The sequence below is a fragment of the Bradyrhizobium sp. CB2312 genome, assembly GCF_029714425.1.
Taxonomy (GTDB): Bacteria; Pseudomonadota; Alphaproteobacteria; order Rhizobiales; family Xanthobacteraceae; genus Bradyrhizobium.
Map to the genome: position 1 here is coordinate 5,633,633 of NZ_CP121668.1, position 24,133 is coordinate 5,657,765.

The 24,133-nt window shown below is 64.5% G+C and carries 27 protein-coding genes and 1 pseudogene; 6 read left to right on the plus strand and 22 right to left on the minus strand.

The window, feature by feature from the left end:
* Nucleotides 1–145: 145 nt before the first annotated feature.
* The 8 genes and pseudogenes from QA642_RS27720 to QA642_RS27755 all read right to left on the minus strand — a co-directional run bounded on the left by QA642_RS27720 (nt 146) and on the right by QA642_RS27755 (nt 8,996).
* Nucleotides 146–1,401: pseudogene (locus QA642_RS27720) on the minus strand (MFS transporter).
* Nucleotides 1,398–2,780 carry a ribosome biogenesis GTPase Der gene (der, locus tag QA642_RS27725; protein WP_283079687.1) on the minus strand — a complete coding sequence of 461 codons (1,383 nt, stop codon included), beginning with the start codon at nt 2,778–2,780 and terminating at the stop codon, nt 1,398–1,400. Before der ends, QA642_RS27720 begins: the two are co-directional and overlap by 4 nt.
* A 50-nt stretch (nt 2,781–2,830) precedes the next feature.
* On the minus strand, nt 2,831–3,379 hold the full coding sequence (locus QA642_RS27730; RefSeq protein WP_283079688.1) for a hypothetical protein: 549 nt from the start codon (nt 3,377–3,379) through the stop codon (nt 2,831–2,833).
* A gap of 43 nt (nt 3,380–3,422) precedes the next feature.
* The gene (locus QA642_RS27735) at nt 3,423–4,076 is read right to left on the minus strand and encodes a tetratricopeptide repeat protein (RefSeq protein WP_283079689.1); all 654 of its coding nucleotides are present in this window, start codon (nt 4,074–4,076) and stop codon (nt 3,423–3,425) included.
* Between the two features lie 169 nt (nt 4,077–4,245).
* Nucleotides 4,246–5,838 (minus strand): class I adenylate-forming enzyme family protein, encoded by a 1,593-nt coding sequence (locus tag QA642_RS27740; RefSeq protein WP_283079690.1) that lies wholly within the window; start codon nt 5,836–5,838, stop codon nt 4,246–4,248.
* Between the two features lie 71 nt (nt 5,839–5,909).
* A complete protein-coding gene (locus tag QA642_RS27745; RefSeq protein WP_283079691.1) occupies nt 5,910–6,494 on the minus strand; it encodes an NnrU family protein in 585 nt (194 codons plus the stop codon).
* A gap of 70 nt (nt 6,495–6,564) precedes the next feature.
* The gene (locus QA642_RS27750) at nt 6,565–7,143 is read right to left on the minus strand and encodes a hypothetical protein (RefSeq protein ID WP_283079692.1); all 579 of its coding nucleotides are present in this window, start codon (nt 7,141–7,143) and stop codon (nt 6,565–6,567) included.
* 230 nt (nt 7,144–7,373) lie between these two features.
* Nucleotides 7,374–8,996, minus strand: coding sequence for a peptide chain release factor 3 (locus QA642_RS27755; RefSeq protein WP_283079693.1), 1,623 nt, complete (start codon nt 8,994–8,996; stop codon nt 7,374–7,376).
* 157 nt (nt 8,997–9,153) lie between these two features.
* On the opposite strand from QA642_RS27755, the gene sugE reads away from it, so the two are divergent.
* A complete protein-coding gene (gene sugE / locus QA642_RS27760; RefSeq protein WP_283079694.1) occupies nt 9,154–9,468 on the plus strand; it encodes a quaternary ammonium compound efflux SMR transporter SugE in 315 nt (104 codons plus the stop codon).
* On the opposite strand, the gene QA642_RS27765 is transcribed toward sugE, so the two are convergent.
* The 7 genes from QA642_RS27765 to QA642_RS27795 all read right to left on the minus strand — a co-directional run bounded on the left by QA642_RS27765 (nt 9,461) and on the right by QA642_RS27795 (nt 16,095).
* On the minus strand, nt 9,461–10,465 hold the full coding sequence (locus tag QA642_RS27765) for an inorganic phosphate transporter (RefSeq protein WP_283079695.1): 1,005 nt from the start codon (nt 10,463–10,465) through the stop codon (nt 9,461–9,463). The two genes, sugE and QA642_RS27765, sit on opposite strands and share 8 nt — an antisense overlap.
* 96 nt (nt 10,466–10,561) lie before the next feature.
* The gene (locus tag QA642_RS27770; protein WP_283079696.1) at nt 10,562–11,206 is read right to left on the minus strand and encodes a DUF47 domain-containing protein; all 645 of its coding nucleotides are present in this window, start codon (nt 11,204–11,206) and stop codon (nt 10,562–10,564) included.
* A gap of 154 nt (nt 11,207–11,360) precedes the next feature.
* The gene (locus QA642_RS27775; protein WP_283079697.1) at nt 11,361–12,329 is read right to left on the minus strand and encodes a branched-chain amino acid ABC transporter permease; all 969 of its coding nucleotides are present in this window, start codon (nt 12,327–12,329) and stop codon (nt 11,361–11,363) included.
* Between the two features lies 1 nt (nt 12,330).
* The gene (locus tag QA642_RS27780) at nt 12,331–13,194 is read right to left on the minus strand and encodes a branched-chain amino acid ABC transporter permease (protein WP_027557529.1); all 864 of its coding nucleotides are present in this window, start codon (nt 13,192–13,194) and stop codon (nt 12,331–12,333) included.
* 71 nt (nt 13,195–13,265) lie between these two features.
* A complete protein-coding gene (locus QA642_RS27785) occupies nt 13,266–14,489 on the minus strand; it encodes an ABC transporter substrate-binding protein (RefSeq protein ID WP_283079698.1) in 1,224 nt (407 codons plus the stop codon).
* 111 nt (nt 14,490–14,600) lie between these two features.
* Complete coding sequence (locus QA642_RS27790) at nt 14,601–15,347, minus strand: ABC transporter ATP-binding protein (protein WP_235546869.1); 747 nt, start codon at nt 15,345–15,347, stop codon at nt 14,601–14,603.
* Complete coding sequence (locus tag QA642_RS27795; protein WP_027557526.1) at nt 15,340–16,095, minus strand: ABC transporter ATP-binding protein; 756 nt, start codon at nt 16,093–16,095, stop codon at nt 15,340–15,342. Before QA642_RS27795 ends, QA642_RS27790 begins: the two co-directional genes overlap by 8 nt.
* 312 nt (nt 16,096–16,407) lie before the next feature.
* On the opposite strand from QA642_RS27795, the gene QA642_RS27800 reads away from it, so the two are divergent.
* Nucleotides 16,408–17,091: a hypothetical protein gene (locus tag QA642_RS27800; RefSeq protein WP_283079699.1), complete on the plus strand. Its 684-nt coding sequence runs from the start codon at nt 16,408–16,410 to the stop codon at nt 17,089–17,091.
* Nucleotides 17,092–17,115: 24 nt separating this feature from the next.
* Here the strand turns inward: QA642_RS27800 and QA642_RS27805 are convergent, their stop codons facing one another.
* A complete protein-coding gene (locus QA642_RS27805) occupies nt 17,116–17,469 on the minus strand; it encodes an ArsC family reductase (protein WP_283079700.1) in 354 nt (117 codons plus the stop codon).
* Between the two features lie 103 nt (nt 17,470–17,572).
* Between QA642_RS27805 and QA642_RS27810 the strand changes: the two genes are divergently transcribed.
* The 3 genes from QA642_RS27810 (at nt 17,573) to QA642_RS27820 (ending at nt 19,574) form a co-directional block, all read left to right on the plus strand.
* On the plus strand, nt 17,573–17,944 hold the full coding sequence (locus tag QA642_RS27810; protein WP_283079701.1) for a tRNA-binding protein: 372 nt from the start codon (nt 17,573–17,575) through the stop codon (nt 17,942–17,944).
* Nucleotides 17,945–18,155: 211 nt separating this feature from the next.
* Complete coding sequence (locus tag QA642_RS27815; protein ID WP_283079702.1) at nt 18,156–18,788, plus strand: TetR/AcrR family transcriptional regulator; 633 nt, start codon at nt 18,156–18,158, stop codon at nt 18,786–18,788.
* 3 nt (nt 18,789–18,791) lie between these two features.
* Nucleotides 18,792–19,574: a sulfite exporter TauE/SafE family protein gene (locus QA642_RS27820; RefSeq protein ID WP_283079703.1), complete on the plus strand. Its 783-nt coding sequence runs from the start codon at nt 18,792–18,794 to the stop codon at nt 19,572–19,574.
* A gap of 2 nt (nt 19,575–19,576) precedes the next feature.
* On the opposite strand, the gene QA642_RS27825 is transcribed toward QA642_RS27820, so the two are convergent.
* The 3 genes from QA642_RS27825 to QA642_RS27835 form a co-directional block, all read right to left on the minus strand.
* Nucleotides 19,577–20,281 carry a glutathione S-transferase N-terminal domain-containing protein gene (locus tag QA642_RS27825; protein ID WP_283079704.1) on the minus strand — a complete coding sequence of 235 codons (705 nt, stop codon included), beginning with the start codon at nt 20,279–20,281 and terminating at the stop codon, nt 19,577–19,579.
* 79 nt (nt 20,282–20,360) lie between these two features.
* Nucleotides 20,361–20,504, minus strand: a complete 144-nt coding sequence (locus tag QA642_RS27830; protein WP_167336515.1) for a hypothetical protein — start codon at nt 20,502–20,504, stop codon at nt 20,361–20,363.
* Between the two features lie 118 nt (nt 20,505–20,622).
* Nucleotides 20,623–21,288, minus strand: coding sequence for a DUF429 domain-containing protein (locus QA642_RS27835; RefSeq protein WP_283079705.1), 666 nt, complete (start codon nt 21,286–21,288; stop codon nt 20,623–20,625).
* 313 nt (nt 21,289–21,601) lie between these two features.
* On the opposite strand from QA642_RS27835, the gene QA642_RS27840 reads away from it, so the two are divergent.
* Entirely contained in the window at nt 21,602–22,942 is a 1,341-nt protein-coding gene (locus tag QA642_RS27840; RefSeq protein WP_283079706.1) for an RtcB family protein, read from the plus strand.
* A gap of 41 nt (nt 22,943–22,983) precedes the next feature.
* On the opposite strand, the gene QA642_RS27845 is transcribed toward QA642_RS27840, so the two are convergent.
* From QA642_RS27845 to QA642_RS27855, 3 genes are read right to left on the minus strand one after another with little or no spacing between them, the layout of a single operon-like run.
* Entirely contained in the window at nt 22,984–23,331 is a 348-nt protein-coding gene (locus tag QA642_RS27845; RefSeq protein ID WP_283079707.1) for a carboxymuconolactone decarboxylase family protein, read from the minus strand.
* A gap of 3 nt (nt 23,332–23,334) precedes the next feature.
* On the minus strand, nt 23,335–23,856 hold the full coding sequence (locus QA642_RS27850) for a sigma-70 family RNA polymerase sigma factor (protein WP_283079708.1): 522 nt from the start codon (nt 23,854–23,856) through the stop codon (nt 23,335–23,337).
* Entirely contained in the window at nt 23,853–24,062 is a 210-nt protein-coding gene (locus tag QA642_RS27855) for a DUF2892 domain-containing protein (RefSeq protein WP_283079709.1), read from the minus strand. Before QA642_RS27855 ends, QA642_RS27850 begins: the two co-directional genes overlap by 4 nt.
* Between the last annotated feature and the right edge of the window lie 71 nt (nt 24,063–24,133).

The following is a 24,133-nucleotide window of genomic DNA, read 5'->3' on the forward strand; positions in this document are numbered from 1 at the left end:
TATGGTGCGCAATTGCGCACCTGAGGATCTCGCGCGGCATTCTACACTGCCGTAGGGTGGGCAAAGGCGCGTAAGCGCCGTACCCACCTTCTCGCCACATACTCAAGACGTGGTGGGCACGCTTCGCTTTGCCCACCCTACGGGTCTACGAGACTGTCTTCGTGGTCGCCAGCGCCCGCAGCGCGATCGCAACGCACGCCACCATCAGCACGGCCGCGAGCAGGAATGGTGCGCCGGGCAGATGCAGCGGCGCGCTGGCGCCGATGAAATAGGAGAACGTCAGGGTGAACAGGAACGGGCCGACGAGCTGCGAGACGCTCTGCACGCTCGCGGTCGCGCCCTGCAACTGGCCCTGCTGATCGGGCGCGACCAGCCGCGTCATCAGCGATTGCGAGGCGGCGCCAGAGATGCCCCACAGCGACAGCACGGGAATACCGATCCAGGACAGCGGTCCGGTCGGCGCAGCGCCCAGGATCACGAAGCCGATCGCGCCACAGCACAAGCCCATCAGCAGCGCGTTCCGCTCGCCGAGCAGGCGCACGATCGGGCCGATCGCGAGCCCCTGCACCACCATGGTGCAGATGCCGACCATGGCCAGCGTCAGGCCCACGGTCTTGGAATCCCAACCGTAGCGATAGGTCGCATAGAGCACGAAGGTCGACGGCAGCACCACATGCGCGACTTGCGCGATGAAATTGACGATCGACAGCCCAGCCAGTGCCGCGTTGGAACGCAGCAGACGTAGCGCTCCGACCGGATTGGCGCTGGTCCAGTGGAACGGCGCGCGTTTTTCGGGCGCCAGCGATTCCGGCAGGACCAGTAATCCATAGAGCGCATTGGCAAAGCTCAAGGCCGCCGCGGCCCAGAACGGCAGCCGCGGATCGATGTCGCCGAGCAGACCGCCGAGCGCCGGCCCCAGGATGAATCCTGCACCGAACGCCGCGCCAATCCTGCCGAACACCGCCGCCCGCTGTTCCGGCGGCGTGATGTCCGAGATGTAGGCAAAGGCGGTCGAGATGCTCGCCGAGGTGATTCCGGAGATCAAGCGCCGATGAACAGCCACGTCAGCGACGGCGCCAGCGCCATCAGGACGTAGTCGGCGGCGAGCCCAAAATTCGACAGCAGCACCACCGGCCGCCGTCCGAAGCGATCCGACAGCGCGCCAAGCATCGGCGAGAACACGAACTGCATCAGCGCCCAGGCGGAGCCGAACAGTCCGAAAATGCGCGCCGCATGAGCCGTGTCGTTGCCCACGAAGCTCTCGACCAGCTTTGGCAGGATCGGCATGATCACGCCGAGCGCGAGCATGTCGAGCAGGATGGTGACGAAGATGAAGGCGACCGCGCCGCGCCGGACCGGCGCTGTGCCTTGCGCCACCGCCTCGCCGGCGCCGTCACTCATGACGGCCGCTTGCGCTTGTGCGCGAAGGGATTGGCCTTCTCGCGCAGGGTGATGCGCACCGGCGTTCCCGGAAGCTCGAAGGTCTCGCGCATGGAATTGGTCAAATAGCGCAAATAGGACTGCGGCACGGCGTCGGCGCGCGAGCAGAACAGCACGAAGCTCGGCGGGCGCGCCTTGTTCTGCGTGATGTAGTTCAGCTTCAGCCGGCGGCCGGACACCGCGGGCGGCGGATTGGCCTGGATCGCCTGCTCGAACCAGCGATTGAGTGCGGAGGTCGGCACGCGCCTGTTCCAGACCGCATAGGCGTCCTGGATCGCCTGCATCAGGCGGTCGATGCCCTCGCCCATCAAGCCTGACACGGCAACGATCGGCACGCCCTTGACCTGCGGCAGCCAATGATCGGCGTCGCGGCGCAGGCCGGAGATCGCACCGCCGCCCTTGGTCTCCATCAGGTCCCATTTGTTGACGGCGAGCACGACGGCGCGGCCCTCGCGCTCGATCAGATCGGCGATGCGCAGGTCCTGCTCCTCGAAGCGGTTCTGCGAGTCCATCATCAGCACGACGACTTCGGCAAAGCGAACCGCGCGCAGCGCGTCGGCGACCGAGAGCTTTTCCAGCTTCTCCTCGATGCGCGAGCGCCGGCGCAGGCCTGCGGTATCGAACACGCGGAAATCGCGGCCCTTCCAGTTGATCTCGACCGCGATGGAATCGCGCGTGGTGCCGGCCTCCGGGCTGGTCAACAAACGTTCTTCGCCGAGCAGATGATTGATCAGCGTCGACTTGCCGGCATTGGGCCGGCCGACGATGGCGACCCGGATCGGGCGCGTCGCGGCCTCTTCTTCCGAGAGCGGCGCGTCGTCCTCATCCTCGTCTTCTTCGACGGGCTCCGGCATCAGCTTAGCCAGCTCATCGTAGAGCTCGCCCATGCCCTCGCCATGCTCGGCCGAGATCTGGATGGGATCGCCGAGACCGAGAGCAAAGGATTCCATCGCGCCGGCATCGCCATGCTTGCCTTCGCTCTTGTTGGCGACGAGCAGCACCGGCTTGTTGGCCTTGCGGGCAAAATCGGCGAAGGCGCGATCAGTGGGCGTGAGGCCGATGCGGGCGTCGATCACGAAGAACAGCGCGTCCGCCTGCGCGATCGCGGTCTCGGTCTGCTCCTGCATCCGCGCAGTCAGCGAACCCTTGGCGCCCTCGTCGAGGCCGGCGGTATCGATGATGGTGAATTGGAGATCGCCGAGCCTGGCCTCACCCTCGCGGCGGTCGCGGGTGACGCCCGGCAGATCATCGACGAGCGCGAGCTTCTGTCCGACCAGGCGGTTGAACAGCGTCGACTTGCCGACATTGGGCCGGCCGATGATGGCGATCGTGAAGGACATCGGTCATTCGTGCGCTGCCGAGGCTGCGCCTGTCAATGCAGTGAGGATGATTAGCGCGAGAAGCTGCCGCTCGGCAGCGGCGCCGGGAAAGCGCCCTGCGACTGCTGCTGCGTGGTCTGGGCCGATTGTGCCGGCTGCTGTTGGACGGGCTGGTCCGGCGGCGGCGCGGTGGTGCGCTTGCGGACGATCTTCTGCTTGGGCGGCGGAGCGGCCGACGGCGGCGCAGCTTCCGGCTGGGCCTCGCCATCGACCTCGCCGGCGGGCGCCTGCGCGGGTGCGGCCGCGGCGGCCGGCTGCTTGCTCTTCTTCGCCTTGGCGCCCTTGGCCGGCTCAGGCGGCGGCGGCTCTGTCGGCAAAGCCGCAACGGCCCCCGCGTTCGGATCGGGCTGTTGCTGGGCGCCCTTGTACAGCTCCTTCGGGACGCCTTGCTCGAGGCCCGGGACACCTTCCGGGAACACCGGCTTGCGGTCGCCTGGCAGCTTCTTCTTGGTGTCGAGGAAGTCGAGCATGTCGCTTGGATCGAAGCTGGAGCAGCCGCCCAGGACGCCTGTGAAGGCGATCAGGACGGCGGCTGCGATCAAGCGTGGCGTGCGGCGCATCTTGGTGTCTCGTTACGTCAGAGGGCCCGAAGGTCAGCTCTTGTCAGCTTTTGGCGACGGGCGGCAGCAGAGCCTGAAGCGCCTCGGCGCGCGAGCGCAGCCCTGGCGGCGTTTCGCCGTCTTCGGCAATCGTATCGAGCCATTTGCGCGCGGCGGTCGCGTCATTGTTGCGCCAGGCCGACAGCGCCAGCATCTCGCGCGCGCTGTGGCGGAAGGTCGATTTGGGCGCGGCCGAAGCCTCGAGCCGCTGCTGAATGTCGGCATAGGACGCGCTGTCGAGCAGCAAGCCGGCGGCGCGGATCTTTGCCATATCCTGCCACTCACCACCCACACTGCGATCGGCGGCGATATCATCATACAGCTTCGCGGCCGCCTTGGGATCGCGGGGGGCGGCCTCCGCCGCGGCGCGCAGCCGCGCCAGGGTGCGATAGCCCGACGGCGCCCTGGCGGCGAGCTCGGTGAAGGCGGCCTCGGCCTCGGCGTGCTTGTTCTGGTCGGACAGCTCGACGGCCTTCTCGAAGGCGGCGCCGGCCTCGGCGGCCTTCTTGGCCTCCAGGTATTGATAGCCGCGCCAGCCGCCGACAGCGGCCACGACCAGCACCATCAGGGCGATGAAGTAGATCGAATACTTATCCCACAGCTTCTTGAGCTGTTCGCGACGTACTTCCTCGTCGACTTCGTCAAATAATTCAGACACTTATGCTAATCCCATGCCCGTCCGGGTGCGCGCGCCAATGCGTCCGCGTCAAGAATCCCGTACCCGCGTGGCGGCGAGGTACCCTAACGATATGGCGGTGGCAAGGCAAAGCCAGCCCAATCAAGGCGTTAACCACCCGGCAGAAGCCCGAAACCACCCTCTGGCCGGCTCAGGTCCCCAAGAGCTCCCGCAGCTGCCGCTTCAGCACCTTGCCATTGGCATTGCGCGGCAGCGGCTCGGCAGTGATCGCCATGGTCTCGGGGACCTTGTAGTCGGACAGCCGTTCCGCGCACCAGGCCCGCAAGGCATCGGCGGCCACCGGCGCGCGTGTCACCACGACGGCATGGACGCGCTCGCCAAGCACCGGGCACGCCCTGGCGATGATCGCACTCTCGACCACCGCGGGATGGCCGGCTAGGACGGATTCGACCTCGGCGGAATAGATCTTCAGGCCGCCGCGGTTGATCATGTCCTTCTGCCGGTCGAACACGCGGACAAAGCCTTCGGCGTCGACCGAGCCGAGATCGCCGGAGTGCCAGAATCCAGCGGTGAAGCTCTCGGCGGTCGCCTTCGGATTGTTCCAGTAGCCCTTGATGACGGAGGCGCTCCGAATCCAGAGTTCGCCGATCTCGCCGGGCGGCAGCTCACGGCCATCAGGCCCCATCGCGATGATGCGTGCACCGGGGCACGGCAGGCCCACGCTATCGATGTGGCTCGCGGTCAGCTCGCCCGGCATGATCGTCGACGGTGACGTCGTTTCGGTCGCGCCGTAGCAGTTCGCAAGCTTCAGGCCGGGGATCGTCGCCTTGAGCTTCTCGATGGTCGCGACCGGCATCGGCGCGCCGCCGAAGCCGCCGATGCGCCAGCTCGAGAGATCATAGTTGTCGAAATCGGGCTGGAGCAGGCAGAGATTGTACATCGCCGGCACCATCACCGTGTAAGTGACGCGCTCGCGCGCGGCGAGCTTGAGATAATCCGCGGCCTTGAACTCCGGCATGATGATCAGTGCGCCGCCGCAGCGGATCATCGTCGTGATGTTGGCGACGACGCCGGTGACGTGGCCGAGCGGCACGGCCGCGATCGAACGGTCCGCTGCCGTCAATTGCAGGCAGGACACGAACACCATCGAGGAATGCACGATGTTGCAATGGGCGAGCATCGCGCCCTTCGGCTTGCCCGTCGTGCCCGATGTGTAGAGGATCATTGCGGTGTCCTCTTCACCCACCTCGACCGGCGCCGAGGCCGGCGCGTGGTCAGCGAGCGTGGCGAAACGCGACAGGACCGGATCGCTGTCGACGACGACGCGGTGGATCACAGCGGGCACATCCGATGCATCGGGCAGCCGGTCGGCGAGCCCCGCCTCATGGATCAGGACCTTCGCGCCGCAATCGGCGAGCACATAGGCGATCTCCGGCTTCTGCTGGCGCGTGCTGAGCAGCACCGTGACGAGGCCCTCATGCACGGCGGCGAACAGCAGAAGCGGAAACTCGATGCGGTTGCCGAGCAGGATCGCAACACGATCGCCGCGTTGCAGGCCGAGCTTGCGAAAGCCCGCCGCGATCCGTGCCGACCGCTCCACCGCCTGCCGCCAGCTCAGGCGGACGTCGCCTGCGATGAGCGCTTCGCCATCGGCATTGCGGGCGCAGGCGTCTGCGATCATCGCCCACAGGTTCGCGGGACGGTCGCAGAACGCCGGCACCACCCGATCGCCAAAGCGCGCCTCGAGACGCATCGGCGAAATCTGAGATTGCGACCAGTCCATCGGAACGCCTCGGCTTATTGCTCTTGTTATCTTCCGCGCACGATCGAGCGGTGCTGTCTTGTGCCGGTCGGCTAGATGCCCATGACGGGAACGCCGATCACGACAGGATGGAACGCAAAGGCCAGCGCCAGATACGCAACGATGCCGACGGCGACCGCGATCAGATCGTTGGTGACGCCGCCCACCGGGATCGGCGGCCCGCCGGCGTCCTTGCGATGCTTGAGCGAGATGCGGTCATACACCGCCCAGCCCAGGAACGAGCCGAACAGGATGATGGAGCCGAGATCGCCGTTGGCGAGCAGATGCGCCGCCGCCCAGAGCTTGATGCCGGCCAGCATCGGATGCTTCAACGTCGCATAGATGCGGCCGCGCAGGTAGGAGGCGACCACCAGGATGACCGCGGGAAGCATCAGCGCCAGGGTAATGTGCTTGAGCGCCTTCGGCGGATACCAGACATCGATCCAGCCGGAACTGCGATAATGGGCAAAGCCCCAGATGATCAGCGCCAGCCCCGCAAGCGAAACGACGGAGTAGAGGAGCTTGTAGGTCCCCTCGCCCAGCCGCGCGATGGCCTGCCCGCGTGCCTCACGTTTCGTGGTGAAAACATGGGCCGCGAAAAACAGCACCAGCCCCAGGATCATGACCAGCAGACCCACGACATCCTCCCCTCGTCCAGCGCCCCGCCCATGGCGTATCATCGATTGGCCGCCGGTCGCAACTGACGCGCTACTTGCCGGGCTCCCGATTGTCGACGTAGCGGATCGCAATCGGCCGTCCGGCCAGCGCGCCGCCGAGGCCGCCGGTGAATTTCAGCGGCAGACAGGCTTTCAGCGATGAATTGATCGCGTTGAGATAGGTGGTTCGGATGTCGGCGGGGACGCCCGCGGTCGCGTATGTCAGGCGTGGCGGGCCGATCAGGCCGCCCGCCTTGTTGAAGCTGAAACGCACCGACATCTGCATGCCCGCCCGTGTATTGTCAGAGGGTGGCGACCAGCAGCTGCGCAGCTCGGCGAAGAGGTCGCCGATCGTGTCGAGGTCGTGATCCGGCCTTTGATACTTGGCGCGATCGGCGTCGGACGGAACGCTCTCGATCGTGAGCTGGAGTTTCTGGCCGTAGGGATAGTCGATCTCGGGAATGCAGGGGCCGGGCTCGAGCGGGCTGCAATAATACGGCGTACAGGGCCGGCCGTCGAGGACGCTGCACGGCTCGTGCGAAAACGGAATCGGATTGATCTGGCGCGGCCGCGCGTCGGCCGCCATCGTCGAGATCGCCAGCAGGAGAAAAGGAAGGATGACGCGCCACATGATGCGAGCTCGCGATGTCACACGAGTCGAAGGTGGCATTGCCTCTGACAACGTCAAGCCTGCGGACGTTCACATGCTTGCGTTCAAGCACGCTGTCGTCGCCCGGCTTGACCGGGCGACCCAGTACGCCGTGACGGCAATGATTGGATCGATGGGCTGCGGCGTACTGGATTCCCCGCCTTCGCGGGGAATGATAGTGGGGCGTGTGGCCAGTGGCGGGCGAGAGCGCCCTACCCTTTCTTCTTGACGTCCTTGACGTTGGTGAACTCGATGCCCTCGGCGCGCTCCCTGGTGTAGCCGAGATAGAACTCGTTCCGCGCCAGGTACACGGGATCGCCGTCGACATCGTCGGCAATGCTGGAGGTGTTGGCGGCGATGAAGGTGTCGAGCTTCTTGCGGTCCTCGGAGGAAACCCAGCGCGCGAGCTGGAACTCGCTGACCTCGAATTCGACCGGCAGCGAATATTCGGCTTCGAGGCGCGCCTTCAGCACGTCGAGCTGAAGTGCGCCGACCACGCCGACCAGTGCGGGCGCGCCGTCGCGCGGCCGGAACACCTGGACCACGCCCTCTTCCGACATCTGCTGAAGCGCTTCCTTCAGCTTCTTCGCCTTCATGGCGTCGGTGAGCCGGACGCGGCGAACGATTTCCGGCGCAAAGCTCGGCACGCCGACAAAGTTGAAATCCTCGCCTTCGGTCAGCGTGTCGCCGATGCGGAGCGTGCCGTGATTGGGGATGCCGACGACATCGCCGGCAAAGGCCTCGTCCGCCACCGAGCGGTCCTGCGCGAAGAAGAATTGCGGGCTCGACAGCGGCATGCTCTTGCCGGTGCGCACCAGCTTCGCCTTCATGCCACGGCTGAGCTTGCCGGAGCACAGGCGCGCGAAGGCAATGCGGTCGCGGTGGTTCGGATCCATGTTGGCCTGGATCTTGAACACGAAGGCGCTCATGCGCGGATCGGTGGCCTCGACCTTGCGCTGGTCGCTGTCCTGCGCGCGCGGCTCGGGCGCGAACCTGCCGAGACCTTCCAGGAGGTCGCCGACGCCGAAATTGCGCAGCGCGCTGCCGAAATAGACCGGCGTTAGATGCCCTTCGCGAAACGCGTCGAGCTCGAATGGTTTTGAAGCTTCGGTGACGAGCTCGAGTTCGTCCTTCACAGCAGAGGCGTCGAGATTGGCGTTGAGCTTGGCGAGCTCGGCGATCTCGATCTGCTGCACGGCGCCGGTCTTGGCACCGCCGCCTTCGAGCAGGCGGACACCGCCGTTAATGACGTCGTAGGTGCCAAGGAAGTCGCGGCCGCGGCCAACCGGCCAGGTCATTGGCGTGGTGTCGAGCGCCAGGGTCTTTTCGATCTCGTCGAGCAGCTCGAACACGTCCCGGCTCTCACGGTCCATCTTGTTGATGAAGGTGATGATCGGGATGTCGCGCAACCGGCACACCTCGAACAGCTTGCGGGTGCGCGCCTCGATGCCCTTGGCGGCGTCGATCACCATGACGGCGGAGTCGACGGCCGTCAGCGTGCGATAGGTGTCTTCCGAAAAGTCCTCGTGGCCCGGCGTGTCCAGGAGGTTGAACACGAGGCCCTCGAACTCGAAGGTCATCACCGAGGTCACGACCGAGATGCCGCGCTCGCGCTCGATCTTCATCCAGTCCGAACGCGTGTTGCGCCGCTCGCCCTTGGCCTTGACCTGGCCGGCGAGGTTGATGGCGCCGCCGAACAGCAGGAGCTTTTCGGTCAGCGTGGTCTTGCCGGCGTCGGGGTGGGAGATGATCGCAAAGGTCCGTCGTCGCGCCACCTCAGAGGCAAGCGGGGAACGGGCCGGCGATTCGGCTGTGGTGGTGGCGATGTCGGACATGGCGGGAGCGTTTGGCAGGGAAAATGGGCCTGATCAAGCCTCATTTGGTGATTGCGGAGCCCTCCGGCCAGCCCCATATCCGCCGACGGGAGGGACGGCCCTCCCTTTCGCAGCCAATCGCCAGCGGGGACGACCCTGCCTTGAATGGAGGGTCGTCATGGCCTGGAGCATCCTGTTCGTCGCCGGTCTTCTCGAGATCACCTGGGCGATCGGGCTGAAATACACCGAGGGTTTCAGCAGGCTTGTTCCGTCCGTCGTCACGCTCGCGGCCATGGCCGGCAGCGTCATTCTGCTGGGATTTGCCCTCAAATCCCTGCCCGTCGGGACCGCCTATGCGGTCTGGACCGGGATCGGCGCGGTCGGCACCGCCACGCTCGGCATCTTCCTGTTTGGCGAGCCCGCCACCGCCTTCCGCCTCGCCAGCATCGGGCTGATCGTTGCCGGCATCGTCGGCCTGAAGCTCGTCACCTGAAGAGCTGGACTGCCCACCAGGTCAGCGCAGCCACGATCGCCGAGGCCGGGATCGTGATCACCCAGGCATAGACGATCGAGCTTGCGACGTTCCAGCGCACCGCCGAAACCCGGCGGGCTGCGCCGACGCCGACGATGGCGCCAGTGATGGTGTGGGTGGTCGAGACGGGAACGCCGAGGAACGTCGCCATGAACAGGGTCGCGGCACCGCCGGTCTCGGCGCAAAAGCCCTGCATCGGCGTCAGTTTGGTGATGCGCAGGCCCATGGTGCGGACGATGCGCCAGCCCCCCATCAGCGTCCCCAGCGCCATCGCCGCCTGGCACGACAGCACCACCCAGAAGGGCACCGAGAATTCGCTGCCGAGATGGCCTTGCGAATAGAGCAGCACGGCGATGATGCCCATGGTCTTCTGCGCATCATTGCCGCCATGGCCGAGCGAATAGAGCGAGGCGGAGGCGAATTGCAGGATGCGGAACGCGCGATCGACCGCGAACGGCGTCGAGCGCACCGAGAGCCAGGACACGATCGCCACCAGCAGCATCGCCAGCAGGAAGCCGACCAGCGGCGACAGCACGATCGCCAGCACCGTCTTCGACAGACCGCTCCACACCGCCGCCGAAATCCCGGCCTTGGCCATGCCGCCGCCGACGAGGCCGCCGATCAGCGCATGCGACGAGGAGGACGGGATGCCCAGCGCCCAGGTCACGAGGTTCCAGATGATGGCGCCGATGAGAGCGGCGAAGATCACCTGGGCATCGACGATCGAGGGATCGATGATGCCGGTTCCGATGGTCTGGGCGACGTGCAGGCCGAACACCATGAAGGCGACGAAATTGAAGAACGCGGCCCAGAACACCGCGAATTGCGGCCGCAGCACGCGGGTCGACACGATGGTCGCGATCGAATTGGCGGCGTCGTGCAGGCCGTTCAGGAAGTCGAACAGCAGCGCGACGGCGATCAGTCCGACCAGGACGGGAAGACCCAACACGGCATCCACGGCGGCCCTGCCTTACTCTTCGCGCATGATCTCCGCGCAAACGCGTTCCGCGTTTGTCGCGAAGGAAAACCGCTGCACACTTTTCCGGATCATGCGCTAGACCTGCTCGATGACGATGCTGTTGATCTCGTTCGCGACGTCGTCAAAGCGGTCGGCCACTTTCTCCAGATGGTCGTAGATCTCGACGCCGACGATGAAATCCATCGCGTTGCCATCGCGATGCTTGAGGAACAATTCCTTCAGCCCGATGTCATGGAGGTCGTCGACGCGCCCCTCGAGCTTGGTCAGTTCCTCCGTGATGGCGGTCAGCATCGCGACGTTCGGTCCGATCGATTGCAACAGCGGCAATGCGCGTCCGACCAGATTGGCGCACTCGATCAGGAGCCCGCCGATCTCGCGCATCGGCGGCTCGAACGTGCGGACCTCGAACAGCATCACGGCCTTGGCGGTCTGCTGCATCTGGTCGATGGCGTCGTCCATCGAGGTGATGAGGTTCTTGATGTCGCCGCGATCGAACGGCGTGATGAAAGTGCGTCGCACCGCCGTCAGCACCTCGCGGGTGATGTTGTCGGCCTCGTTCTCGAACTGGTTGACGCGCTGGCAATAGACCGGCGTCTCCTCGCCGCCATTGAGCACGCCCTGGAGTGCAACGGCGCCCTGAATCACGGTCTGGGCATGGCGGTCGAACAGTTCGAAAAAGCGCTCTTCCCTGGGAAGCAGAGCGCGAAACCAACGCATCATGGGGTCGCTACCGGCTCGAAATGGCCCGGCCCGAACGAGCCGTCACAAAACTGTCATAGACCATTTCGACGCCGCGCGCGTGTCTTCTCACGCCCGCGGAGCCGGATCATCCACCGCTTTAGCGCACCAATGAAATTGATGCGATATCAATGATTTAGAGCGAGCGCCGGAAGTAATGGGCGATTTCGCCAATGACGCCGCGGCGGAAGGTGAGCACGCAGACCACGAAAATCGAGCCCTGAATCACCGTCACCCACTGGCCGAAGCCCGCCAGGTATTGCTGCATGGCGATGATGGCGAAGGCACCAACCACCGGGCCGAAGATGGTGCCGAGACCGCCAACCAGCGTCATCAGCACGACCTCGCCCGACATCGTCCAGTGCACGTCGGTGAGTGAGGCGTTCTGCGCCACGAACACCTTCAGCGCACCGGCAAAGCCCGCCAGCGTCCCCGACAGCACGAACGCCAGGAACTTGTACTGGTCGGTGCGATAGCCGAGCGAGATCGCGCGCGGCTCGTTCTCGCGGATCGACTTCAACACCTCGCCGAACGGCGAGTTGATGATGCGGTAGATCAGCAGGAAGCCGGCGAGGAAGCCGACCAGCACGACGTAATAGAGCACGGTCGGCTTCGACAGATCGAGCACGCCGAACATGCGTCCCTGCGGAATGCCCTGGATGCCGTCCTCACCATGGGTGAACGGCGCCTGGAGATAGATGAAGTACAAGAGCTGCGAGAGCGCCAGGGTGATCATCGAGAAATAGATGCCCTGGCGGCGGATCGAGATGTAGCCGGTGATGATCGAGAGCGCGAAAGCCGCGGCGACACCGACGAGAATGCCGAGCTCCGGCGGCAGCGCCCATACTTTCAGCGCGTGAGCGCTGCAATAACCGGCGGTGCCCATAAACATCGCGTGACCGAACGACAGCAGTCCGCCGTAACCGATCAGCAGGTTGAAGGCGCAGGCCAGCAGCGCGAAGCACAGCGCCTGCATCACGAAGAACGGATAGACCCCCGTGAAGGGCACCGACGCCAGCAGCAGCGCCATCAGCACGAATACGATCATCTCGTCGCGCATCGCACGCGGGGTTACCGGCAGCGTGTCGTCCGTCAAGGCTGTCATATCAGGCCGCCCTTCCCGTCAATCCCGTTGGCTTCACCAAGAGCACCAGCACCATCAGCACGAACACGACGGTGTTGGACGCCTCGGGGTAGAAATATTTGGTCAGCCCCTCGATCACACCGAGCGCAAAGCCGGTGATGATGGAGCCCATGATCGATCCCATGCCGCCGATCACGACCACCGCGAACACGACGATGATGAGGTCGGCGCCCATCAGCGGCCGCACCTGGTTGATCGGCGCCGAAAGCACGCCGGCGAGCGCGGCAAGGCCGACGCCGAGACCATAGGTCAGCGTGATCATGCGCGGAACGTTGATGCCGAAAGCGCGTACCAGCGTCGGATTCTCGGTGGCGGCGCGCAGGTAGGCGCCGAGCCGCGTCTTCTCGATCAGGAACCAGGTCGCCAGACACACCACCAGCGAGAAAATGACCACCCAGCCGCGATAGACGGGCAAGAACATGAAGCCGAGATTCATGCCGCCCTTGAGCTGGTCCGGAATGGCGTAAGGCAGGCCGGAGGAGCCGAAATAGTTCTGGAACACGCCCTGCACGATCAGCGCGATGCCGAAGGTGAGGAGCAGGCCGTAGAGGTGATCGAGCCCGGTCAGCCATTGCAGCATGGTCCGTTCCAGGATCATGCCGAAGATGCCGACGATGATGGGGGCCAGCAGCAACGCCCACCAGTAATTGATGCCGCCGAGGTTGAGCAGGAAATAGGCGACGAAGGCGCCCATCATGTAGAGCGCGCCATGGGCGAAATTGATGATGTTGAGCATGCCGAAGATCACGGCAAGCCCGAGACTGAGCAGCGCGTAGAACGAGCCGTTGATCAGTCCCACCAGTAGCTGAGCGTAAAGAGCCTGCATCGATCCCGCACCCGGTCCCTTCGGCGTTCCCTAGAGTTGCCCGCCGGCTCGAAGCCGGCGGGCTGTTGGTCTTACTTCTTGAGCAGCGCGCACTTGCTCTCGGAGAGCGGCGTGAAGGCCTGGTCGCCCGGCACCGTGCCAACCAGCTTGTAGAAGTCCCACGGTCCCTTGGACTCCGAGGGCTTCTTCACCTCGAACAGATAGGCGTTGTGGATGGTGCGGCCGTTGGGCTGGATCTCGCCCTTGCCGAACAGATCGTCCTCGGTCGGCATCGACTTCATCTTCTCGACGACCTTGACTCCGTCATGCGGATTGCCGCCGAGGGCTTCGAGGGCCTTGAGGTAGTGGCGCACGCCCGCATAGACGCCCGCCTGCACCATGGTCGGCGGAGCGTTGTTCTTCATCTTCTCCGAGAACCTCTTGGAGAAGGCGCGGGTCTTGTCGTCCATGTCCCAGTAGAAGGTCTCGGTGAAGTTGAGGCCTTGCGCGGTCTCGAGGCCGATCGCCTTGACGTCGGTGAGGAACAACAGCAGCGCCGCGAGCTTCTGGCCGCCCTTGACGATGCCGAATTCGGCCGCCTGCTTGATCGAGTTGGTGGTGTCGCCGCCGGCATTGGCAAGGCCGATGATCTTGGCCTTGGAGGCCTGCGCCTGCAGCAGGAAGGACGAGAAGTCCGGCGTGTTCAGCGGATGCTTGACGCCGCCGACGACCTTGCCGCCGTTGGCGGTGACCACCGCGGTGGTGTCGCGCTCGAGCGCCGCGCCGAAGGCGTAGTCCGCGGTCAGGAAGAACCAGCTGTCGCCCCCGGCCTTCACCAGCGCCTGGCCCGTGGTGTGGGCCAGCATGTAGGTATCGTAGGTCCAGTGCACGGTGTTGGGCGAGCACTGTGCGTTGGTGAGGTCCGAGGTCGCTGCGCCAGAGTTGATGTAGACGCCGTTCTTTTCCTTGATGACGTTATTGACCGCGAGCGCCACGCCGGAATTCGGCACGTCGACGATGACGTCGACCTTGTCGACGTCGAACCACTGCCGCGCGATCGCGGTGCCGATGTCGGGCTTGTTCTGGTGATCGCCGGAGATGATGTCGATCTTCCAGCCCTTCGCCGCAAGACCAGAATCTTCAACGGCCATCTGCGCGGCGAGCGTCGAGCCGGGACCGCCGAGATCGGCGTAGAGGCCCGACTGATCGGACAGCGCGCCGATCTTGACGGTCTTGTCCTGCGCGAACGCGACGCCTGTTGCGGCGAAGGTGAGCGCGGTGGTCAGCAGCAATGACGCAATCGACCTGGTCTTCATGCAACGTTCCTTTTGAATTTTCTCTTTGGCCGTTCTTAGTTTGAGCACGATCGCTTCGGAAAACCGCTACACACTTTGTGCCAACGCGGCCCTGCCGGTCCTGATCATGCTCTAGACACCGAGATAGGTGTGGAGCTTGTCCATGTTGGCGGCAAGCTCCGAATTGGAAAATCCGTCAATGATCTTGCCGTGTTCGACCACGTAGTAGCGGTCGGCGACGGTGGAAGCGAAGCGGAAGTTCTGCTCGACGAGGAGGATCGTGAAGCCCTCCTTCTTGAGCCGCGCAATGGTGTGACCGATCTGCTGGATGATGACGGGCGCAAGACCTTCGGTCGGCTCGTCCAGCATCAGGAAGCTCGCGCCGGTGCGCAGGATGCGCGCGATCGCCAGCATCTGCTGCTCGCCGCCGGACAGCTTGGTGCCCTGGCTGTTCAGCCGTTCCTTCAGGTTCGGGAACAGATCGAAGATCTGATCGAGCGGCAGTCCGCCCGCGCGGACCACCGGCGGCAGCAGCAAATTCTCGCGCACGTCGAGGCTGGAGAAGATCCCCCGCTCTTCCGGACAGAACGCGATGCCCATGCGGGCGATCTTGTCGGAGGTCGCGCGGATGATGTCCTGGTTGTTGAACTTCACCGAGCCGGTCCGCTTGCCGATGATGCCCATGATCGACTTCAGCGTGGTGGTCTTGCCGGCGCCATTGCGCCCGAGCAGGGTGACGACCTCGCCTGCATTCACGTCGAAGTTGATCCCGTGCAGGATGTGGGACTCGCCGTACCAGGCCTCGAGGTTGCGGACCTGAAGGATGTTGCCGCCGGTGGCGGCCTTCGCGGGAGCTTCGGCCATCGCAGTCTCAGGCATGACCGGCTCCCAGATAGGCTTCCTTGACGCGCTCGTCTTTGGTGAGCTCTGCGTAATGCCCCTGCGCCAGCACCTGCCCGCGCGTCAGCACGGTGATGATGTCGGAGAGATTGGCGACGACGCTCAAATTATGCTCGACCATCAGGATGGTGTATTTCGCGGAGATGCGCTTGATCAGCGCCGCGATTTTGTCGATGTCCTCGTGGCCCATGCCGGCCATCGGCTCGTCCAGCAGCATCATCTCAGGGTCGAGCGCGAGCGTGGTTGCGATCTCAAGTGCGCGCTTGCGCCCGTAGGGCATCTCGACCGCGGGCGTGTTGGCAAACTCGCTGAGGCCGACATCGTTCAACAGCTCGCGTGCGCGATCGTTGAAGCGGTTGAGCACGGACTTCGAGCGCCAGAAGTCGAACGAGGAGCCGTGCTGGCGCTGGAGCGCGACACGGACGTTTTCCAGCGCGGTGAGATGCGGAAACACCGCCGAGATCTGGAACGAACGAACGAGACCCATGCGGGCCACGTCGGCCGGCGCCATCGCGGTGATGTCCTGGCCCTTGTACAGGATTTTCCCGGCAGACGGTTTCAGGAACTTGGTCAAAAGATTGAAGCACGTCGTCTTGCCGGCACCGTTCGGGCCGATCAGCGCGTGAATGCTCCCACGGCGGACTTTGAGCGCAACGTCGCGGACGGCGAAGAAACCCGCGAACTCCTTGGTCAAGCCTTCCGTTTCGAGAATGAACTCATCGGCCAAACAGATTTCCCCCTACCCGCACGACGCGCTGGCCGCGCGTGGCTGTCCTTGTTTACTTCGGCTTTCCGGAGGCCTTGGAGCCTGTCCCGGAACGCCGCCTCCGGGCGCGGAATATGCCGGAGGTGACGGGGGTTAGGCAAGGCGGAAAGCTGAGCAGATCAGGCCTCCGGCTGGGATACAAATGCTCCCTTAGTCGGAGACGTTTTGATGTCGCCTGCCTGGCCTCCCGGTTCGCGAAAGCTCCGGTCATCAAGCCGTCGTTAACGGTCTTTCGTTCCCCGCACCAGCCTTCATAGAAAATTTTCCCGCAACATGGATCATGTGCGGGTTTTACATGCCAGGAATATTGTTTTGGATTTCGCAAGCGCCGCTCCCTCCGTCGTCAAGTCGATCCGGCAGCGTGATCTCCTGAACACGTGGCTGCGACTTTATGCGCGCGAGCAGATGGTGCCGGCGATCTGGGAGTATCAGCCGGCAAGACTCGAGGATGAGCTGTCGGATCTCATTTATTACACGGTGGACACCTCAGCTCCGACGCCGCGGCTGACCATCCAGAGCGAAGGCACTCGCATCTCGCGCGCGTACGGACATACCGGCAAGGGCGTTCTGCTCGACGACTATATCGGGCCACGACTCGTGCCGTTCGTGATGCCGATCTATTACGAATGCGTCGCGCGCGGACTTCCGGTCTACAGCGTTGCTGAGGTCGACGACATCTACGGCCGCGTCGTAGCCTATGAGCGCCTGCTGCTGCCGTTCCAGACCGACGGCAAGATCTGCCACGTCATCGCCTCGCTCAAGACCTTCTGCGAGGACGGCGGCTTCGAGATCAAGAATCTGATGCGCGGAAATGACGCGCTGCCACGCCCGAAGCTGCGCGCGGTGATCGACTGCGACCTGTTTCATCGTGCCCCCGGCCGCATTGCGGCGGCCGACGTGGTCGAGCTCGTCGATCAGCCCGGCGTCACCACCACCGAGATCATCGAGCTGAACTGACGTCCAGCGAGATCGGGCATCGACCTATTTGGTCTTGACGTCCTTGGCATAGATATCCGGCTTGAAGCCGACCAGCAGCTTGCCGCCGATCTCCAGCACCGGTCGCTTGATCATCGATGGTTGCGCCAGCATCAACGCCAGCGCCTTCTTCTCGGTGAGACCTTCCTTGTCGGCATCGAGCAACTTCTTGAAAGTCGTGCCGGCGCGATTGAGCAGCGTCTCCCAGCCGACCTTGTCGCTCCACTGCTTGAGCTTGTCCTTCTCGACGCCCGCCGCCTTGTAGTCGTGGAATTCATACGCGACGCCATGGGTGTCGAGCCAGGCGCGCGCCTTCTTCATGGTGTCGCAGTTCTTGATGCCGTAGATGATGTTGGGCAAGACGTCCCCCGCGCACGCGTCATATCGTGACCACGGCGTTGTACGAAACTCCGCGTCGCGCCACAATATTGCGAACGATGCCAACTCTCCGAACGGACAGATTATGCACGTCACCCACGATCCCGCAGCCGCGGCCTCGCCGACCATCGACTTCAACGCCTTCCTCGCGGTCGACATCCGTGTCGGCACCATCGTCGACGCAAAGCCGTTCCCGGAGGCGCGCAAGCCGGCCTTTCGGCTGTGGATCGATTTCGGACCTGTGATTGGCGTGCGCAAGAGTTCGGCACAGATCACCGAAAACCACCCGCTCGAGACGCTGGTCGGACAACAGGTCGCAGCCGTCGTCAATTTCCCGCCGCGCCAGATCGGGCCGGTCGTCTCCGAAGTGCTGACGCTCGGCTTCCCTGATGCCGACGGCAAGGTGGTGCTGGTGCAGCCGAGCAAGCCGGTGCCGAACGGCGGGCGGCTGTTCTAGCGGCGCAGTCGGGCCAGGCCGTCACCTCTCCGGGCGCGTTCGCAACCGAATAATCCTCCTCCTTTCCCGGCTCTGGCGGGCCGGACTTGACCAAAATGCGTTTTCACATTAAAAATGACTGACTGATCGTTTTTTATTCTGATCGGCCATTTCGGAGTGCCTCTCGCCGACAGCGAAGACGATCAATCAGTCAGTTATTTACGGACGCAATATGCCCAAGATCAGCGACAAGCAGCGCGAAGGCCGGCGGCAGCAGATTCTGGAAGCCGCGCTCGCCTGCTTCGCCGAGGACGGTTTCCACCAGACCGGCATGGCCGACATCGTGAAGCGGTCGGGGCTGAGCCACGGCGCGGTCTACCTCTACTTCCAGAGCAAGGACGATCTGATCGAGGCGCTCGCCGACGACCGGCATCGCCGCGAGGCCGTGCTCAACTCGGTCGCGCAAGGATCGGGCGATCCGATCGAAGGCCTGCAGGCGCTGGTCCGCGTCTACGCGCAATGGCTCACCGACCCTGCCGGTGAAGCGCGGCGACGCGTCGGCATCCATGGCTGGGCCGAAGCGCTGCGCAACCGCCGCGTCCGCACCAGCGTCGTCGAAGGCATCGACATGCCGCGTGCCCTGATCGTGGCACTGGTCGAACGCGGCCAGCACGACGGGCTGATCAAGCGCGACCTCGGCGCCGATGCGATCGCGCGTGTGCTGATCGCGATCTTCCAGGGTTTTGTGCTGCAGAAGTGCTGGGGCGAGGATTTTGACGTCGAGGCCTGCATGGCGGCCGTCGGTGGCGTGATCGATGGCTTCCGCACGACGAAGCCGGACGTCAAGCGACGAACCAGGACATGAACGATGCCCTGGATTCATGAGCTCCTCGCCGGCGCTGGCGTCGGTCTGGTCGCAGGGCTGGCATCGGGTTTCACAGGCACTAGCCCGGGTGGCGGCCTCGTGATCTTCTCCGTGCTGCTGCTCGGGGCCGAGCAACACGTTGCCCAAGGCACATCGCTGATCACGCAAATCCCCCCAACCGGCCTCGCCGGCGCGCGCCGCTACTGGCAGAGCGGCAATCGCAGTCCGCTGCAATGGATCATCTGGATCGGCATTGGATTTCTCGTCGGTGGCGTCGGCGGCGGCTATGCCGCGGCGTCGGTTTCGGACTCCGTTCTGCAATGGACTTACGTGGTCTATCTCGTTGCATTGATCGCGCTTCTGATCCTGCGCCGCGAGCGCAAGAACGACAGCATCAAGGCCCGTGACCACGACGAACTGCCCCGGCTCCCACTGCTCCTCATCGGCATGCTCGCCGGATTTTCCTCCGGCTTCATGGGCATCGGCGGCGGGCTCGCGATTACCGTCGGCCTCGCCGCGGGCCTGCGCGTGCCGCAACATCAGGCGCAACTTGTCAGCCTGATTTTCTCGGTGATCCCGACCAACATTCCGGCGGCCTGGATCTACTGGAGCAAAGGGGCGATGGTCGGCTGGCCGGCCATCATCGGCATCGTCGCCGGCCTGTGGATCGGCACCGACCTCGGCGCGCGCATGGCCAACGGCGTCCGCAAATCGGCGCTGCGCCGGGCCATGATCGCCCTCGTCTCGCTGATGGCGTTCTACATGACGTACAAGGCGCTGGGCTGATCTTACGGCCGCTTCGGAATGTTCAGCCCGCGCTCCACCGCCGGGCGCGCCAGCCCGCGTTCGAGCCAGGCACCGACCGACTTGAATTGATTGAACTCGACGAGATCGCCGGCGCCGTAGAAGCCGATGAGATTGCGTACCCAGCCGAGCATCGAGATGTCGGCGATGGTGTAGTCGTCGTCCATGAACCATTGCCGGCCGGAGAGATGCGTCTCCATCACGCCAAGCAGACGCTTGGCTTCGCCGACGTAACGATCGCGCGGCCGCTTGTCCTCAAAATCCTTGCCGGCGAATTTGTGGAAGAAGCCGACCTGGCCGAACATCGGGCCGATGCCGCCCATCTGAAAATGCACCCACTGGATGGTCTGGTAGCGGCGCGCGGCGTCCTCCGGCAGCAGTTTGCCGGTCTTCTCCGCGAGATATTGCAGGATGACACCGGACTCGAACAGCGGCAGCGGCCTGCCACCGGGACCATTGGGATCGAGGATCGCAGGGATCTTGCCGTTCGGATTGAGCGATCGAAACTCTGCCGTCGTCTGATCGTCCTTGCCGAAATCGACGAGATGGACTTCGTAAGGCAGCCCGATCTCCTCGAGCATGATCGAGACCTTGACGCCGTTCGGCGTCGGCAGCGAATAGAGCTGAAGCAACTCGGGGTGCTTCGCAGGCCAACGCTTGGTGATGGGAAAGGCGGACAGATCGGACATCGGGACCCCGGTGCGTTCGTGAGACGCCGCCTAATCTAGGCGAGCCGGCGAACGGCGCAAGGCCGGGCAGTTGGCCGGATCACAATGGCCGCAGCAAATGGCTGGTGGCGTACACCACGTCGTGCTGTGCGCGCCGCTCGATGAAGAGCTGCCCGGTGACGAGGAGCGCCCCGGTGAAGACGAGCGCGAGCATCGCGGTCGCGAATTGACTGGCATCATTCATCGCGAGGAATTCTCCGTGATCGGTTCGCACGGGGAACGCGGTCCGACCACCGGCAGTTCCTATATACGTCAAATAAATTGCCGCTTTTTCCCGATTTATGATGGCGCCGCGAACCGCCTCAATAATTGATCTCCATCCGCAACCCGCGTGGATCGACCTCCTCCCCGCCGACACGCTGCGTGCTGTCGCGTGCAGCGGTTGCACAGGCGCAGGCATCGATGAGATCGTCGCGGCCGATACCGGTGCCGTGACGCTGCGTCAGCCATTTCGGCAGGCGGGTGAAGCCGCTTTGCGCCAGAAGCGCGATGCGTTGCTCGCGGCCTTCCGCAGACGTCTTCCTGGCAAGCCGCTTGCGGCCGGCGAGATTCCAGAAAATCAATTCCGGATGCGCCTCCCCGATCGTCGCCTGCCGCGCCGGCGTCATGATCGCGTCGACGTCCCTGATCTTGTCCCTGATATTCCAGAGCTGCGCAGAGACGCCCCTGCCCTTGCCTTCGTGTTCCCAATAGTGCCGATTGGCTGCCGCCATATCGGGAAACGTCCAGAGGTCACGGCGCGCCCCGAGAAACACGGCAGGCCCGACCAGCTCGCGTGCGTGCAAATCGCAGGCCCGGTAGCCGCTCGGCTTCAATCCGATCGGCATGTCGATCATCGCGCGCGCGTGCGGCATTGCGAGCAGCCGTGTCAGCCCCGGCGAGTAATCGAAGCCGTGATCGCCGCGCTCGTCAATCCAGGCCGCGACCCAGCCGAAGCGAAATCCATCAAGGCCGAGATAGTTGGGCACGTCACGCGTCCGTCATTTTCAGTTTTCGCACGCGCCTCGCTTGACATCTGCAAGTTGCGGGCGTACGTCGTGCGCCCTCGCGAGCACTTCCGCTCGCGAAGCACACCATGAACCCGCGCGATGCCGTACCACTACGAAATCCTGGTCCGCCTGTCGAATGACCTACGGTCAATCGATTGCGCACGCTCGGCTCATGGGAGAGGTCTTGCCTGATAGCGAGACCAAAAGTCCACGTCTCACGGACCCTCCCGAGCCGACCGCTCCGGAGGGTTTTTTGTTGCCCAAGGCAATACGTCAAACAGGACAAACGACCATGCGACGATCCGATCCCTACATGGAACGCGCCCGCGAGCTGTGCCTTGCCGCCGGTGTCGCTCCCGACTCGCGCGTCGGCGAAGGACGCGGCCAGCCGGCCTGGTGCCTGTACAAGGACGCCGCGCGCAAGGAGCACCTGGCCCGCGAAGCCGATGCGACCGCGAGCGCGATCGCCCAGCTGCGTCCGCAGGACGCCCGCTTCCAGAATGCGCCGCTGAAGATTTTCGGCCCGCATGAGGAGGCGACCATCGCGCAGATGCGCAACTGCATGGCAGTCGGCAACGTCGTGTCCGGCGTGATCTGCGCCGACGGCCATCTCGGTTACGCCCAGCCGGTTGGCGGTGTCATCGCCTATGAGAAGCAGATCAGCATCTCCGGCGTCGGCTTCGACATCGGTTGCGGCAACATGGCTGCAAGGCTCGACACGCGCTTCGACGACATCGCGCCGATCGCCCCCACGATCATCCGTGACGTCGCCAAGGTGATCTCGTTCGGTGTCGGTCGTGCCAACGCCGAGCGGGCCGAGCACGAGCTGTTCGACGACGGCGACGCCTGGCGTGAGAGCGACATGGAGGCCTACCGTCAGAAGGCGGTGAGCCAGCTCGGCACGGTCGGATCGGGCAACCACTATGTCGACCTCATGCGCGACGAGGATGGCTTTGTCTGGATTGGCGTCCACTTCGGAAGCCGCGGCCTTGGACACACCTCCGCGACGCGCTACCTCAAAGCCGCTGGCGGCAAGGACGGAATGAACGTCCCGCCAGCCGTAGTCGACGAGGACTCCGAGCTCGGCCGCCGCTACATCGCGGCGATGCAGCTCGCCGGGCGTTACGCCTATGCGGGCCGCGAGTGGGTCGTCGAACGCGTCCGCCAGATCATCGGCGGCAGCGTGACCGAGAGCGTGCACAATCACCACAACTATGCCTGGCGTGAGACCCACGACGGCAAGGATCTGTGGGTGGTGCGCAAGGGCGCGACGCCGGCGTTCCCCGGCCAGAAGGGATTCGTCGGCGGCTCGATGGGCGACGACGCCGTCATCCTCGAAGGCGTCGACAGCCCGGAAGCCAAGGCTTCGCTCTACTCCACCGTGCACGGCGCAGGCCGCATGTTCGGGCGCAAGGAAGCGAAGCGGCGCTTCTCGCGCGAGGAGATGGACCGCTGGCTCAACGAGCGCGGCGTCACCTTGATCGGTGCCGACCTCGACGAGAGCCCGATGGCCTATCGCCGCCTGCCCGACGTGCTCGCCCAGCACGCCGGTACCGTGCGGGTGCTGCACACGCTGCGGCCCTTCGCCGTCGCCATGGCTGGCGAAGGCGAATTCGATCCTTGGAAGGACTAACGCAAACAGCGGACGGGAAGCTTGCCTCCCGTCTGCACCATCTAGCTCTCCCCCTCGCCGCGATGCCGCTCGAACGGGCGCTGCGCCAGCAGCGCATGGCCGAGCGTGCCACCGGCACGGACCGCGGCCGCGATCAGCGCGGCTTCCGCCACCTCCTCGCGCGTTGCGCCGGCTTTCGCCGCCTGCGCCGTGTGCACGTCGAGGCAATAGGCGCACTGCGTGGTGAGCGCGACCGCGAGCGAGATCAGCTCGCGATATTTCGGCGGGATCAAGCCATCCTTGCGTTCGACCGCGTGGTTGAACGCCAGGAACGCGTTGGCCTCGACCGGCGCGAGCGCCACGAAGGCCGGAATCGATTTCAGATCGTCAGGGGTTTGATAATCGGTCATGGCTCATCTCGTCAGATATTCGCGCATCAGGGCGCGGGCGCGATGCAGGCGGGCCTTGACGGTTTGCCTGGACGCACCAAGTGCGTCGGCGATGTCATCGATGGTCATTTCCTTGACGTCGCGCATCAGCGCGACGTCGCGGTAATGTGGCGGCAGCGCCTCGAACGCCGCGGCCAGGTCGAGCCGCAGATCCGCTTCGGGACGCGAAAGGATCAGCGCTTCTGCTTCGCCTAGGTCGATCGCCGGCGCGAAGCCGGCTTTGCGCGCGAGCCGCAGGCATTCGCGGCGGACCACGCTGAACAACCAGCCCGAAAACGCCAGCAGCGAGCGGATCGTCCCGACATGGCGGAACAGGATCCACAGCGCTTCCTGCGCGGCGTCCTCGGCATCCGCCGAGCTGCGGCAGGTCGCGCGGGCGTAACGGCGGATGTCCGGCTGCGCCGTCTCGAGCAGCGAAGCGATCGCCTGGGGATCGCCGAGCCGCGCCGCCTCGAACAGGTTTGGCGAGATCGCAGCCGCACTCACGACACGCCTCCTCTCCCGATCCCGGCCATCGCGCACATCGGGCAATAGCCAACGAGGCCGGTCAACGCGAAGCCGGCACCGCCGAGCGCCACCAGCCACGCCGCAGCGCCTGTGAGATAGACCAATGCCGCGAGCGCCACCGCGATTCCTGCGGCGATCCGCACCGCCTGATGCAGTCCGCCGATGTTCTTCCTGTAAAATGCCATCACGTCCTCCGAGATGAGCCGAGGCAAGATGCCTCGACCATCAAGAGGAGGCGAAGACCGGAAAGGATTCG

Bases quoted from the DNA above. Each gene is read 5' to 3' on its own strand.
- QA642_RS27815 (WP_283079702.1), top strand. From the start codon at position 18,156: ATGCCCAAGATCAGCGACAAGCAGCGCGAAGGCCGGCGGCAGCAGATT.
- QA642_RS27820 (WP_283079703.1), top strand. From the start codon at position 18,792: ATGCCCTGGATTCATGAGCTCCTCGCCGGCGCTGGCGTCGGTCTGGTC.
- QA642_RS27750 (WP_283079692.1), bottom strand. From the start codon at position 7,143: ATGTGGCGCGTCATCCTTCCTTTTCTCCTGCTGGCGATCTCGACGATG.
- QA642_RS27755 (WP_283079693.1), bottom strand. From the start codon at position 8,996: ATGTCCGACATCGCCACCACCACAGCCGAATCGCCGGCCCGTTCCCCG.
- QA642_RS27810 (WP_283079701.1), top strand. From the start codon at position 17,573: ATGCACGTCACCCACGATCCCGCAGCCGCGGCCTCGCCGACCATCGAC.
- QA642_RS27770 (WP_283079696.1), bottom strand. From the start codon at position 11,206: ATGATGCGTTGGTTTCGCGCTCTGCTTCCCAGGGAAGAGCGCTTTTTC.
- QA642_RS27790 (WP_235546869.1), bottom strand. From the start codon at position 15,347: ATGCCTGAGACTGCGATGGCCGAAGCTCCCGCGAAGGCCGCCACCGGC.
- QA642_RS27825 (WP_283079704.1), bottom strand. From the start codon at position 20,281: ATGTCCGATCTGTCCGCCTTTCCCATCACCAAGCGTTGGCCTGCGAAG.
- QA642_RS27800 (WP_283079699.1), top strand. From the start codon at position 16,408: ATGGATCATGTGCGGGTTTTACATGCCAGGAATATTGTTTTGGATTTC.
- QA642_RS27740 (WP_283079690.1), bottom strand. From the start codon at position 5,838: ATGGACTGGTCGCAATCTCAGATTTCGCCGATGCGTCTCGAGGCGCGC.
- QA642_RS27845 (WP_283079707.1), bottom strand. From the start codon at position 23,331: ATGACCGATTATCAAACCCCTGACGATCTGAAATCGATTCCGGCCTTC.
- QA642_RS27855 (WP_283079709.1), bottom strand. From the start codon at position 24,062: ATGGCATTTTACAGGAAGAACATCGGCGGACTGCATCAGGCGGTGCGG.
- QA642_RS27830 (WP_167336515.1), bottom strand. From the start codon at position 20,504: ATGAATGATGCCAGTCAATTCGCGACCGCGATGCTCGCGCTCGTCTTC.
- QA642_RS27780 (WP_027557529.1), bottom strand. From the start codon at position 13,194: ATGCAGGCTCTTTACGCTCAGCTACTGGTGGGACTGATCAACGGCTCG.
- QA642_RS27840 (WP_283079706.1), top strand. From the start codon at position 21,602: ATGCGACGATCCGATCCCTACATGGAACGCGCCCGCGAGCTGTGCCTT.
- QA642_RS27775 (WP_283079697.1), bottom strand. From the start codon at position 12,329: ATGACAGCCTTGACGGACGACACGCTGCCGGTAACCCCGCGTGCGATG.
- sugE (WP_283079694.1), top strand. From the start codon at position 9,154: ATGGCCTGGAGCATCCTGTTCGTCGCCGGTCTTCTCGAGATCACCTGG.
- der (WP_283079687.1), bottom strand. From the start codon at position 2,780: ATGTCCTTCACGATCGCCATCATCGGCCGGCCCAATGTCGGCAAGTCG.
- QA642_RS27730 (WP_283079688.1), bottom strand. From the start codon at position 3,379: ATGCGCCGCACGCCACGCTTGATCGCAGCCGCCGTCCTGATCGCCTTC.
- QA642_RS27785 (WP_283079698.1), bottom strand. From the start codon at position 14,489: ATGAAGACCAGGTCGATTGCGTCATTGCTGCTGACCACCGCGCTCACC.